Here is a 12889-nt window from a genome sequence, read left to right as displayed (position 1 = left end):
GCCTCATTTTCTGTTCATTTCCTGCTGTAGTTTAATTAATAATTTTTCAAATGCAGCTGTTTCTTCCTCGGAAAACGCCTCTAACATGTCTTCCAAATAGTCCTGCCTTTTTTGAATGACCTCCTGGATGATCCGCTCTCCTTCCGATAGAAGGTGAATGCGGACTACGCGCCTGTCGGACGGATCTTTCACCCGTTCAACGAGGTTGTTTTTTTCCATTCGGTCAATTAAATCCGTCGTGGTGCTGCACGCCAGGTACATCTTTTGTGATAACTCGCCGATCGTCATGTCCCCGTATTCATACAGCCATTGAAGACCGACAAACTGGGGAGGGGTAATCGTATATTGGGTGAGAATTTCTCTTCCTTTTTGTTTAATGATGCCCGCAATATGGCGGAGTGATTTTTCAATATCCGCTATGTGATTCAAAGAAGCATTCGAATTCATTTTCTCTACCTCGCTCGACTCGTTGTTTTGTTTTCAAAACACTTGAGTCTATTTTCCTTCTTTTCTACACAAATTGCAAGACTTCAACATGAATATACAAATTGCACCTCAAAACAAATAACCGGTTCCCTTCTTGATACAAGAAGGAACACCGGCTCAATTTAGAGCTCTAGCTCACCCATTCGAAGAAGTTCAACAACAGCTTGCGAACGGCCTTTCACTCCCAATTTTTGCATCGCATTGGAAATGTGATTACGTACAGTCTTTTCACTTATAAAGAGCTCGCTTGCGATTTCCTTTGTTGTCTTGTCTTGAACGAGCAATTCGAACACTTCTCTTTCTCTTTTTGTTAGCAGCGGCTTTGATTGAAACTCTTTCTCCTTCAAGTATTGTAACCCTCCTTGCTAAGGTGAGAGCTGATCTGAAACGAATGGGTTTCGATATAGTCGTGATATCATATGAAACATACGCAAGGTCGGTGACGTTTCTGACGGAGAAAAGGGTTCCCTCAAACACCTATTTTTCAAATCATGACACAGGCATCGTTTCAGGGCTGAACTTCTAAGGAAGACATTTTAAAATCCAGGCGATCAGCCGCCATCTTTTCGTAATATATGCGTGCGTTTTCTTTTTCTGCACAGCACTGATGATTTGTGCAGCCGCTTTTTCGGGCGAAGCCGTCCAAAACAGGTGATCACCTTTTGCAAGAGCCGTGTCCACGAAGCCTGGCTGAATTTCGGTGACCACGATTTCATCACACCCAAGTTTTTTTACTTTTTGCCGGAGCCCTTTTAAGTAATTAGAAACAAATTCTTTTGAAGCGGCGTAGGTGACGGCTCTTCCGTTTCCTCTCAGCGCGGCAATGGATGATATGCCGACTAAATACCCTTTCCCATTTTTGATAAAATGCTCCATCAACACGTTCGAGCAGGACACAAATCCCGTCACATTTACATCGATCGTTTCCTTTTCTTTGCTCCAATCCATTTCGCTTTCCAAATATCCAACACCTGAACAGATGAAGACTGCGTCTGCCCAATTCATCTCATCAAGCAGTTCTCTCAACAGTATAGGCGCGCGTTCGCTGTCGGCTGTATCGATCTTTTTAATGTATGAAGGTCCAGGGAGATCGTCGCGCAATTTGGCTAGCAGCTCATACCGTCTTGCAGCAAGACCGACCTCAACTCCTCCGGCTGACAGCTGCTTGGCAAGCGCTTTGCCAATTCCGGAACTCGCGCCGATGATTATCACTTTTTTCATTTTCCTCTCCCTGTCAATTATTTCTCAGGAAATGAGTGATTGCCAAGCAGTTTTGCTTTTTGTTTATCTGTCCATTTCACCGGTTTGCCCGTATCTTTCGCAATTTGCACCATAACCGCCTTCCCTGTGAAGCAAAGGCCGCCTTCTCCATTTTTCGCCGTATAGTGAAGGGTGAGGGAGGCGTTGCCGACAGATGCTGTTTTGACGCCGATTTTCAAATGTTCATGAAGCATGACCTGCTGAAAGTAATCGCATTGCTGGCTCGCCACGACGGGAATGGCCGCGCTTTTCCCGTCTGAAAGGCGGTCCATGACGCCCAGGTGCTTGAAATAGGAAATCCTCGCTTCCTCGAAATAGACAAACGGTGTGACATTGTTCATATGACCGAACATGTCCGTTTCTGAAAAACGGACGGATACTTCATCAAAAAAAGAAAATGACTGACACCATGTGTCAAACGGTTCTTCAATATATCCCGGCAGTTTCATTGTTTTTCATCCCCTTTGGTCATAAAAACACCTCTTCGGCTTGAAGAGGTGCGTTTTTTCGTGTTATTCCGTGTTGTCGCTTCCGAAGAAGTTTTTAAACGCCTGAACGGTCGTATCCCTGTTTAACGCAGCGATTGAGGTTGTGAGCGGGATGCCTTTCGGACATGACTGCACGCAGTTTTGCGAATTTCCGCATTCGGCCAGTCCGCCGTCCCCCATGATCGCTTCGAGCCGTTCCGATTTGTTCATCGCGCCTGTCGGATGGGTGTTGAATAAGCGGACTTGCGAGAGCGGTGCAGGTCCCATAAAGTTTGTTTTATCGTTCACGTTTGGACAAGCTTCGAGACATACGCCGCAAGTCATGCATTTTGACAGCTCATAAGCCCACTGCCTTCTTCGTTCCGGCATTCTCGGTCCCGGTCCGAGGTCATATGTGCCGTCGATCGGCACCCATGCTTTGACTTTCTTTAATGAATCAAACATGCGGCTCCGGTCCACTTGAAGGTCGCGGACAACAGGGAATGTTTTCATCGGTTCAAGGCGGATCGGCTGCTCAAGCTGGTCGATCAGCGCCGTACAGGACTGTCTCGGCTTGCCGTTGATCACCATCGAGCAAGCGCCGCACACTTCCTCGAGACAGTTCATATCCCAAGCAATCGGCGACGTTTTTTCTCCTTTTGCATTAACCGGGTTCCTTCTGATTTCCATCAAGGCGGAAATGACGTTCATATTCGGACGGTATGGAATTTCAAACGCTTCCTGGTAAGGACTAGAATCCGATGTATCCTGACGAGTGATGATAAACTTGATTGTCTTATTTTCACTCATGATTTCGCCACCTTTTTCTTCGAGTAATCCCGTTTACGCGGTGCGATTAATGAAACATCGACATCCTCATAATGGAATTTCGGGGCTTCAAAATCGCCTGCATGTTTCGCCATTGTTGTTTTCAGCCATTCCTCGTCATTGCGTTCAGGGAAATCCGGTTTATAATGGGCGCCGCGGCTCTCATTCCGGTTGTATGCACCGAGCGTGATCACCCGTGCCAATTGCAGCATGTTGTGCAGCTGGCGCGTGAATACGGCGCCCTGATTGCTCCATTTTGCCGTATCGTTGATATTGATGTTTTGGTAGCGCTCGGCAAGCTCTTGGATTTTTTCATCCGTTTTCAGCAGCTTGTCATTGTGGCGCACAACCGTCACGTTGTCTGTCATCCATTCGCCGAGCTCTTTATGAAGGACATAAGCATTTTCATTGCCGTCCATCTTCATAATGTCAGCCCACTTTTCTTCTTCCTTTTTGACGCAGCTGTCGAAAACGGAAGAAGACAGATCTTCTGCGGATGTTTCAAGACCTTGAATGTATTCAACGGCTTTCGGACCTGCCACCATGCCGCCGTAAATGGCTGACAAGAGCGAGTTCGCGCCCAGGCGGTTTCCGCCGTGCATTGAATAATCGCATTCTCCTGCGGCAAACAGTCCTGGAATGTTGGTCATCTGATTGTAGTCGACCCAGAGTCCGCCCATTGAGTAGTGGACCGCAGGGAAAATCTTCATCGGCAGCTTGCGCGGATCGTCACCCATGAATTTTTCATAGATTTCAATGATTCCGCCCAGCTTGATGTCCAATTCCTTCGGATCTTTATGGGAAAGATCGAGATAAACCATGTTTTCGCCATTGATGCCGAGCTTTTGTCTGACGCATACATCAAATATTTCACGCGTCGCAATATCACGCGGCACAAGGTTTCCGTATGCCGGATATTTCTCTTCGAGGAAATACCAAGGCTTGCCGTCTTTATACGTCCAGACTCGTCCGCCTTCACCGCGCGCCGATTCGCTCATCAGCCGCAGCTTGTCGTCTCCCGGAATGGCGGTCGGGTGGATCTGGATGAATTCTCCATTCGCATAGTAAGCGCCCTGCTGGTAAACGATCGAAGCGGCTGATCCGGTATTGATCATCGAGTTCGTCGATTTTCCGAAGATGATGCCCGGTCCCCCGGTCGCCATGATGACCGCGTCTGAACGGAACGACTCGATTTCCATCGTCGTCAGATTTTGGGCGACGATGCCCCGGCACGCATTGTCATCATCAAGAACGGCTCCGAGAAACTCCCAGCCTTCATATTTCGAAACAAGCCCTTCGACTTCAAAGCGGCGAACCTGCTCATCCAGCGCGTACAATAGCTGCTGTCCGGTCGTCGCCCCCGCATATGCCGTTCTGTGATGCTGAGTTCCCCCGAAGCGCCGGAAGTCAAGCAGCCCTTCAGGTGTTCTGTTAAACATGACGCCCATGCGGTCAAGCAAATGAATAATCGACGGCGCCGCGTCACACATCGCTTTGACCGGCGGCTGGTTGGCCAGAAAGTCGCCTCCGTAAACGGTATCGTCAAAATGCTCCCAAGGGGAGTCGCCTTCACCTTTTGTATTGACCGCTCCGTTGATTCCGCCCTGCGCACATACGGAATGTGAGCGCTTAACGGGAACGATCGAAAATAGTTTTACATTTGTTCCTGCTTCCGCAGCTTTAATGGTCGCCATCAGACCCGCAAGTCCTCCGCCGACAACGATGATGCTTGAATTGCTCATGCCTGCCCCACTCCCTCTAGTAATCTAGTTCTTTTACACAAATGCCAAAATCGCTCTCAGCCCTACATAGGACAGCACAACAAAGACTCCCATTGTCACAAACGTGGCGATTCGCTGTGAGCGGGGAGAAACGGTGATTCCCCAAGTGACAGCAAACGACCATAAACCGTTTGAAAAGTGGAAGATTGTTGAGAGGACACCTACAATGTAAAAGCCGAGCATGATCGGGGAGCTCAAAATATCAGCCATCATGTCAAAGTTCACCTCTGCCCCCATTTGGGCGGCAATCCGTGTTTGCCACACGTGCCAGCTGACAAAAATCAAGGTAATGATTCCTGTAATCCGCTGCAGAACGAACATCCAGTTTCTAAAAAATCCGTATCTGTTCGCATTGTTTTTCGCTGTAAAAGCTATGTATACTCCATAAACAGCATGATAAATCAGCGGAAGGAAAATCACGAAGATTTCCAAGACGTACCTGAACGGCAGGTTTTCCATAAAGTGAGCGGCGTTATTAAACGCCTCTTCTCCGCTTGCCGCAAAATGGTTGACAACCAAATGCTGGATTAAAAATATGCCTACCGGTATGACGCCAAGCAAAGAATGCAGTCTTCGATAAACAAACTCTCTGTTCCCGGCCATTGCTTTACCCCCTAGTTGAAAAGTGCAGTAAAAATGAAAGGTCTCCTATCCCCCGTCCTGTTTCAAATATCGCACTTTGTTAAGTTTTTATGACAATTTCATTTTACTCCTATGAGAAATAGGCGTCAAGAAAACGCGTACATAAATTGAAATTTTCTAAAATTTAATCATATTTTTGAAAATTTTATTTTATCAAAATATAAATATATCAGATTTTTTTCTTCCTAAATGCATGTCCCCGCTGTAATCTTTCACCCCATTTAAGCTATAATAAACGGAGAAAAGAGGGGAGACATTGGATATGAACAAATTTGAAGCAAACTTAGCGCAATTAAAAGAGCTGGAAGTCTCCGCATATGGCTATGAGTTGATCAGGGAAGTGCTGCTTCCCGATATGCTGGGACAAGACTACGCAGATATGTTGTACTGGGCGGGAAAAAAGCTCGCCCGCAAGTTCCCGCTTGAATCCAGGGAGGACCTTCCCGCTTTCTTTCTGGATGCAGGCTGGGGAACGCTTACGATCGTCCATTCAAAGAAGCAGGAGCTTGAGTTTGAGCTCGAAGGCCCGCTGGTCTCAAACCGCCTCAAATATCAAAAGGAACCGTGCTTTCAGCTTGAAGCCGGATTTATCGCCGAGCAAATCCAGCTGATGAACGAACAAATCGCCGAATCGTATGAACAGGTGAAAAAAAGAGCCGGAAAAGTTGTTTTAACGGTAAAATGGGATTTGAAGGACCCGGCATAACCATGCAAAAAAGGCGGAGACTGCAAAAGTCCCGCCTTTTTCTTTTTAAATGACTGCTGTCTGCTTTGACAGTTCAAAAGCATCATGCAGCGCTTCAACGGCTTTCACCATATCGCCTTCGTTGACGACAGTCGAAACTTTGATTTCGGATGTGCTGACCATTTTGACCTGGATGTTTTTTTCCGCCAGCACAGCGAACATTTCCGCTGCTACTCCGGGGTTGGAGATCATGCCTGAACCGACGATCGACACTTTGGCAAGCCTGTTTTCCGTTTCAATCTGTTCATAGTCGAGCGCGTCTTTGTATTCTTCGAGAACTTCGACCGTCCGTTTTAAGTCTTCCGTTTTCACGGAGAAAGAAATCGACGTTTTGCTTGTGCTTGTCACCGATTGAATGATGATGTCAACGTTGATGTTCTGTTTGGCAAGTGTTGTAAAAATCGTTGACAGCGTCGTCAGGCCGCTCGCCAGGCCGCATACAGTCACGCGTGTGATCTGATCTTCAAATGCAATGCCTCTTACGATTAAATTCTGTTCCATTGATGATTCCTCCTCGATTAATGTGCCGGCTTCTTTTTCGGTGCTTGAACGGACTTCCAAAGGCACCTGATAGTTTTTCGCGAATTCAACAGCTCTCGGATGCAGGACGCCTGCTCCAAGATTGGCAAGCTCAAGCATTTCATCGTAGGAGATTCCGGCCAGTTTCCGCGCTGTTTTGACATAGCGGGGATCGGTTGTGAAAACCCCCGGTACATCGGTGTAAATGTCGCATTTATCGGCTTTCAGGGCAGCTGCGAGGGCAACGGCTGTCGTATCTGATCCGCCTCTGCCGAGCGTTGTGATTTCACCTTCCGCTGTCGTGCCTTGGAATCCGGCGACAACGGCGATTTTCCCTTCAGTCAGGCGCTCTTTCAGCTTGGCTGTATCAATGTTCGTAATTCTTGCGTTGCCGTGAATATTTTCGGTTTCGATGCCGGCCTGCCAGCCTGTATAGGAAACCGCATCATACCCCTTGTTCTGCAAAGCCATTGTCAACAGCGAAATCGTCACCTGCTCTCCTGTTGTCAGCAGCATGTCCATTTCCCTGCTGCCCGGCTGTTCGGTAATTTCCTTAGCAAGCGCGACGAGGGAGTCCGTCGATTTGCCCATCGCCGAAACGACGACGACAACATCATGACCGCGCTGTTTTTCTTCGATGACGCGGTTTGCGACATTCAATATTTTTTCCACTGATCCTACTGAAGTTCCGCCAAATTTTTGGACGATGAGACCCATCAAATACCACCCTTTTTGTTTTCGTTCGTGCTTGTTTATGTATGAAGAGGAAAACTTGACCGGCGGGCTGTACGTTTTTTCGTACAAAAAAAGCAATGAGAGAATTCCCTCATTGCTTTAACCAACAAAAATGCCGATGATTTTAACAACGAGATAGCCCTCCAAGAAATGATTTCTTGACAGCCTTACATTTATTCAATGTAAAGCCAGCAGGAAAAACGAATGGATTTTTCCCCGCTTCGGCGACGCTCCCCTTTCGGCTTTTTTCATCGGAATCCATCTTCCTCATCAAGCCTACTCTTGAAGTTCGCACCTCTATCTTCACCATATCACACGATCTTATTATGAAATTAGTACAAATTCTATCAGATTCTTTTTAAAAGTTCAACATTATTTTTTCAAAGCCTCTTCAATCAGCTGCGCCGTCTTCAGAGGAATGCCGAGCTTGCGGATATCTTCGGCGCTCGCTTCCTTCATTTTCTTAACGGAACCGAAATGTTTTAACAGCAGTTTTTTCCGCTGTTCGCCGACGCCCGGTATGCCGTCGAGCACCGATTGAAATGCGCTTTTTCCTCTGAGCTGCCTGTGGAAGCTGATCGCAAACCTGTGCACTTCATCCTGAATGCGCTGAAGCAGGTAAAATTCCTGGCTGTTCCGCTCAAGCTGGACGATCTCAAGGGGGTCGCCGATCAAAAGGTTGGAAGTTCTGTGTTTATCATCTTTCACCAGACCGGCAACAGGGACATCGAGCCCCAATTCATTTTCCAAAACGTCAAGGGCGGCAGACACCTGGCCTTTTCCGCCGTCGATCAATACTAAATCAGGCAGTGGCAGATTCTCTTTCAGCACCCTTGTATATCTTCTTCTGATGACTTCGCGCATTGACCCGTAGTCGTCAGGGCCTTCAACCGTCTTGATCTTATATTTGCGGTACTCTTTTTTATGCGGTTTTCCGTCGAGAAAGACGACCATCGCCGAAACGGGGTCCGTTCCTTGAATATTTGAATTATCAAACGCTTCAATCCTGTATGGCGTGTAGATGCCCAGCGCTTTGCCGAGCTTTTCAATCGCTCCGATCGTCCGCTCTTCATCCCGTTCAATGAGCGAAAACTTCTCTTTCAAGGCGAGCTTTGCATTTTTATGGGCAAGGAGCAGCAGGTCTTTCTTCGCTCCCCTTTTCGGCTGGCGCACATTCACGTCCAAAAGCTCCTCAATCATGTCCTTATCGACGCTGTCAGGCACCAAAATTTCCTTCGGAAGAAAATGGTTGTTTTTTGAGTAAAATTGCCCGATGAACGTCAAAAACTCCTCGTCTGCTTCCCTGTATAGAGGAAACATGCTGACATCCCTTTCAATCAATTTACCTTGCCTGATGAAGAAGACCTGGACGCACATCCAGCCCTTGTCATACGAATAGGCAAATACATCGCGGTCAACCATGTCATTCAGCATCATTTTCTGTTTTTCCATCGTTGACTCGATATGGGCCATTTGATCGCGGAATTCTTTCGCCCGTTCGAACTGCAGGTTTTCCGAGGCTTCGAGCATTTTTGCTTCAAGTTCTTTCTTGACTTCATTGTATCCGCCCTTTAAAAAGCGGGTGATTTCTTCTGTGAGCTGTCGGTTTGTCTCCTCAGACACATCATATACGCATGGCGCCAGACATTGTCCGAGATGATAGTACAAACAGACGCGGTCCGGCAGTTTGGCGCACTTTCTGAGCGGATAGAGGCGGTCCAGCAGCTTTTTTGTTTCCCTCGCAGCCTGGACATTGGGATACGGCCCGAAATAGCGGCCTTTGTCTTGTTTGACCTTCCTCGTGACAATCAGCTTCGGATGCCGCTCGTTCGTGATTTTAATAAACGGGTAGCTTTTATCATCTTTCAGCATCACGTTATATTTCGGGTCGTACTTTTTGATTAAATTCATTTCAAGAATGAGCGCTTCGATGTTCGAGGAGGTGACAATGTATTCAAAATCTTCAATTTCACTGACAAGACGCTGTGTTTTGGCATCATGGGACCCGCTGAAATAGGAGCGGACCCTGTTTTTTAAGATTTTCGCTTTCCCGACGTAGATGACGGTATCCTGCCTGTCTTTCATCAAGTAGCAGCCAGGCTGATCCGGGAGAAGGGCCAGCTTTTCTTTGATTTTTTTGTTCATCAAAAATCCTTCCTTGTTTCGGCGTTTTTTCTTCATTTCAGTTTACCATGACCGACCGTACGTTCGCTACAATTGGAGAAGGAAGATGGCGCGTTGTAAGAAAAAAGCGATCCCTTTGGAATCGCCTTTTTCACAGGTTTCTATTTTACAAATGTTTGTTGACCAGTTCTTCAAGGGCTTCTTTCGGTTTAAAGCCGACAGATGTTTCAACCACTTCGCCGTCTTTTAGTATGAGGAGAGTCGGGATGCTCATCACGCCGTATTTGCCGGCAGTTTCTTGGTTTTCGTCAACATCGATTTTTACGATTTTCAGTTTGTCTCCCATTTCTTGATCAAGCTCTTCAAGTACCGGCGCGATCATTTTGCAAGGTCCGCACCAAGGAGCCCAGAAGTCGGCAAGAACTACGCCTTCACTTGTTTCAGATGAGAATGTTTGATCAGTTGCTTTTACGATAGCCATTCTTTCATTCCTCCAATTGTGAAATTATGCTTTTTAGTATAGCATCTCCCTTTGGTTCACGCTAACATAATGCTTGATTATACATTTCCCTATCTGCGCAGTTTTACACATCGGGATTTTAGCCTTTCTAAAAATGTCCTTATTCCATGTTATTTTGCAAAAGGCGGAAATGTGCCTATGTAAAAAGCCGGCCATTTCAGGCCGGCTTTTGATCAAGTGCTGACACTCAGCTTTTTAAATTCCTCCGTAAGCAACGGAACGATTTCAAATAAGTCGCCGACGATCCCGTAGTCGGCAATTTTAAAGATGTCGGCTTCCGGATCTTTGTTGATGGCAACGATGATTTTGCTGTTTGACATCCCTGCGAGGTGCTGAATCGCTCCTGAAATGCCGCAGGCGATATATAAGTCTGGAGTTACGACTTTGCCGGTCTGGCCGATTTGGAGCGAATAGTCGCAGTAGTCTGCGTCACAGGCTCCCCTTGAAGCGCCGACTGCGCCGCCCAGTACGTCGGCAAGCTCCTGCAGCGGTTTAAAGCCTTCCTCGCTTTTGACGCCGCGGCCGCCGGCTACGATGATTTTCGCTTCAGACAAATCGACGCCTTCGGACGTTTTTTTGACAATGTCCTTGATAACCGTTCTGATGTCCCGAATATCCGCTTCGATGCTTTCGACCGCTCCCGTCCGCGTCTCATCTTTGTCGAGCGGGGCGATATTATTCGGTCTGATCGTTGCAAAAATCGTTTCATCTTCGGAAATGATCCGCTCAAACGCTTTGCCTGAGTAAATCGGCCTTGTAAACACGATGTTGCCGCCGGCTACTTCGACGTCAACGGCATCTGATATCAGCCCTGTTCCCATACGGGCTGCAAGCTTCGGCGACAAGTCTTTGCCCATAGACGTATGGCCGAAAATCATCACGTCCGGACTCTCGCGCTCAATGATCGGCATAAAGGCTTGAACATAGCCGTCAGACGTATAGTTTTTCAAGAGCGGGTTTTCGGCTGTAAGCACTCTGTCAGCGCCGTAATGGATCAGTTGTGCCGCATCGCTTGAAACGCTTTCGCCGAAGAGAACGCCGATCACCTCTCCCCCTTCGGCTACCGTTTTTCCTGCGGCTATCGCTTCGAATGTCACATTTCTCAACGAACCGTCCCTGAACTCTCCCAATACGATAACTTTTTTGCTCATGTCCATTTCCCCCTGTATTTTAATGACCGTGTTTTTGCTCCCTTCGGCTTCAAACGACCTTTGCTTCGCTTCTCAGCAGTGATACAAGGTCTGCCGCCTGCTGTTCCGGCTCCCCTTCAAGGATTTTCCCGGCTTCTTTTTTCGGAGGCAGGAACCGTTCGATCGTTTTTGTTTTGGCGGCCACGTCTTCCTCGTCGATGTCCAGATCATCAAGTTCAAGCTCCTCAAGAGGCTTTTTCTTCGCCTTCATGATTCCCGGAAGTGACGGATAACGCGGTTCGTTCAACCCCTGCTGTGCAGTCGCTACGATTGGAAGCGACGTTTGGATCACTTCAAGGTCACCCTCGGCGTCGCGTTCCGCTTCAACATCTCCGCCGTTTACCATCAGCTTTGTAATCGTCGTGATACAAGGGATGCCGAGCAGCTCGGCCAAACGAGGCGCCACCTGTCCCGATCCCCCGTCGATCGCCACATTCCCGCCGAGTATCATGTCATACTCGCGGTCTTTCAAATAGTTGTATAGGATGGCTGACGCCGTATATTGGTCCGCTTCTTCCAGATCGTCTTCAATGTTGATCAAAACGGCTTTGTCGCACCCCATCGCCAGAGCCGTCCTGAGTTCTTTTTCAGCTTCTTCCTCGCCGACTGTGACAACCGTAATCTCACCGCCGTGCTTCTCCTTCAGCTGAAGCGCTTCTTCAATGGCGTACTCATCGTACGGGTTGATGATGAATTCCGCTCCATCCGTGCTGATTTCCCCTTGTTCAATCTGAATTTTCTCCTCTGTATCAAACGTGCGCTTCATTAAGACATAAATGTTCATGTTCTATTCATCCCCTTTGTTTTCACGTTTGTTATTTCCCTTTAAAATGCGGCTTCCGCTTTTCAAGAAATGCCTGAATCCCTTCCTTCGCATCCTCCGATTGGAACACTTCGCCGAAGTATTTTCCTTCCAGCTTGAGGCCGCCTTCATACGAATACACTTTGCTCGAATTCAGGAGTTCAATGACATAAGCCATCGTCTGCGGACTTTTTTCAGCGAATTTTCGCGCGAGCTCTTGTGCCTTTTGCAGCACTTCTTCTTCATTCGCCGCCAAAATCGTGACAAGGCCGTATTCAAAAGCTTCCTTGCCGGATATCGGCTCTGATGTCCCGATCATTTCAAGCGCTTTGGCGGTGCCCACATACTTCGGAAGGCGCTGCGTTCCCGCAAAGCCGGGAATGATTCCGAGATTCAGTTCGGGAAGGCCGAGCTTAGCGCTCTCCTCGGCAATCCGGATGTGGCATGCCATTGCAAGCTCCAGACCTCCTCCAAGAGCAGCTCCGTGAATCGCGGCGATCACGGGCTTTGGAAAAGATTCTACTTTTTCGAAAATCTGCTGGCCTTTATCAGCCAAATTTGCATAATCAGACCCGTCCATCAATGATGTAAACTCTTTAATGTCAGCGCCTGCCGAGAAAAATCTTCCTTCCCCGTGAATCACGACGCTTCTGACATCCTGACGTTCTGAAAGCTCCTGAAGACATGCGGAAAGGTCTTCAAGCACTTGCGTCGATAGCGCATTTGCCGGCGGGTGCTGAATCGTAATGGTTGCGATATAGTCGTCTACGGCGTATGTTAATGCTGCCAT

14 protein-coding genes and 1 riboswitch are annotated in these 12889 nt (G+C 47.7%); of the genes, 1 reads left to right on the top strand and 13 read right to left on the bottom strand.

What is annotated here, in order from left to right:
* Nucleotides 1-3 precede the first annotated feature (3 nt).
* The 7 genes from QMZ64_RS03200 to QMZ64_RS03170 form a co-directional block, all read right to left on the bottom strand.
* Nucleotides 4-447, bottom strand: coding sequence for a MarR family winged helix-turn-helix transcriptional regulator (locus QMZ64_RS03200; RefSeq protein WP_003184148.1), 444 nt, complete (start codon nucleotides 445-447; stop codon nucleotides 4-6).
* 161 nt (nucleotides 448-608) lie between these two features.
* Nucleotides 609-833, bottom strand: a complete 225-nt coding sequence (gerE, locus tag QMZ64_RS03195) for a spore germination transcription factor GerE (protein ID WP_003184172.1) — start codon at nucleotides 831-833, stop codon at nucleotides 609-611.
* Between the two features lie 175 nt (nucleotides 834-1008).
* Nucleotides 1009-1707 carry an SDR family NAD(P)-dependent oxidoreductase gene (locus QMZ64_RS03190; RefSeq protein ID WP_265626027.1) on the bottom strand — a complete coding sequence of 233 codons (699 nt, stop codon included), beginning with the start codon at nucleotides 1705-1707 and terminating at the stop codon, nucleotides 1009-1011.
* 17 nt (nucleotides 1708-1724) lie between these two features.
* On the bottom strand, nucleotides 1725-2195 hold the full coding sequence (locus tag QMZ64_RS03185; RefSeq protein WP_265626025.1) for an acyl-CoA thioesterase: 471 nt from the start codon (nucleotides 2193-2195) through the stop codon (nucleotides 1725-1727).
* Nucleotides 2196-2258: 63 nt separating this feature from the next.
* Entirely contained in the window at nucleotides 2259-3023 is a 765-nt protein-coding gene (gene sdhB / locus QMZ64_RS03180) for a succinate dehydrogenase iron-sulfur subunit (protein ID WP_265626023.1), read from the bottom strand.
* Nucleotides 3020-4783, bottom strand: coding sequence for a succinate dehydrogenase flavoprotein subunit (gene sdhA / locus QMZ64_RS03175; RefSeq protein WP_020452492.1), 1764 nt, complete (start codon nucleotides 4781-4783; stop codon nucleotides 3020-3022). The genes sdhB and sdhA overlap by 4 nt, the downstream gene beginning before the upstream one ends.
* Nucleotides 4784-4816: 33 nt before the next feature.
* A complete protein-coding gene (locus QMZ64_RS03170; RefSeq protein WP_243942760.1) occupies nucleotides 4817-5425 on the bottom strand; it encodes a succinate dehydrogenase cytochrome b558 subunit in 609 nt (202 codons plus the stop codon).
* Nucleotides 5426-5726: 301 nt separating this feature from the next.
* Here QMZ64_RS03170 and QMZ64_RS03165 point away from each other — a divergent pair, with 301 nt between their 5' ends.
* The gene (locus QMZ64_RS03165) at nucleotides 5727-6170 is read left to right on the top strand and encodes a YslB family protein (RefSeq protein WP_265626021.1); all 444 of its coding nucleotides are present in this window, start codon (nucleotides 5727-5729) and stop codon (nucleotides 6168-6170) included.
* Between the two features lie 45 nt (nucleotides 6171-6215).
* Here the strand turns inward: QMZ64_RS03165 and QMZ64_RS03160 are convergent, their stop codons facing one another.
* The 6 genes from QMZ64_RS03160 to QMZ64_RS03135 form a co-directional block, all read right to left on the bottom strand.
* Nucleotides 6216-7445 (bottom strand): aspartate kinase, encoded by a 1230-nt coding sequence (locus QMZ64_RS03160; protein ID WP_265627914.1) that lies wholly within the window; start codon nucleotides 7443-7445, stop codon nucleotides 6216-6218.
* Nucleotides 7446-7591: 146 nt separating this feature from the next.
* A riboswitch (Lysine riboswitch) is annotated at nucleotides 7592-7771 on the bottom strand.
* Nucleotides 7772-7835: 64 nt separating this feature from the next.
* A complete protein-coding gene (gene uvrC, locus QMZ64_RS03155) occupies nucleotides 7836-9608 on the bottom strand; it encodes an excinuclease ABC subunit UvrC (protein WP_265626020.1) in 1773 nt (590 codons plus the stop codon).
* 145 nt (nucleotides 9609-9753) lie between these two features.
* On the bottom strand, nucleotides 9754-10068 hold the full coding sequence (gene trxA, locus QMZ64_RS03150; RefSeq protein ID WP_020452497.1) for a thioredoxin: 315 nt from the start codon (nucleotides 10066-10068) through the stop codon (nucleotides 9754-9756).
* Between the two features lie 212 nt (nucleotides 10069-10280).
* The gene (locus tag QMZ64_RS03145) at nucleotides 10281-11258 is read right to left on the bottom strand and encodes an electron transfer flavoprotein subunit alpha/FixB family protein (protein WP_243942758.1); all 978 of its coding nucleotides are present in this window, start codon (nucleotides 11256-11258) and stop codon (nucleotides 10281-10283) included.
* Nucleotides 11259-11307: 49 nt separating this feature from the next.
* Nucleotides 11308-12081 (bottom strand): electron transfer flavoprotein subunit beta/FixA family protein, encoded by a 774-nt coding sequence (locus QMZ64_RS03140; RefSeq protein WP_026579113.1) that lies wholly within the window; start codon nucleotides 12079-12081, stop codon nucleotides 11308-11310.
* A gap of 31 nt (nucleotides 12082-12112) precedes the next feature.
* Nucleotides 12113-12889 (bottom strand): enoyl-CoA hydratase, encoded by a 777-nt coding sequence (locus QMZ64_RS03135; RefSeq protein WP_265626016.1) that lies wholly within the window; start codon nucleotides 12887-12889, stop codon nucleotides 12113-12115.

The sequence above is a fragment of the Bacillus sp. LB7 genome (assembly GCF_030449715.1).
Lineage (GTDB): Bacteria > Bacillota > Bacilli > Bacillales > Bacillaceae > Bacillus > Bacillus paralicheniformis.
The sequence above is the reverse complement of the archived record's forward strand: the minus strand, read 5'-3'. Positions and strand labels throughout refer to the sequence as shown.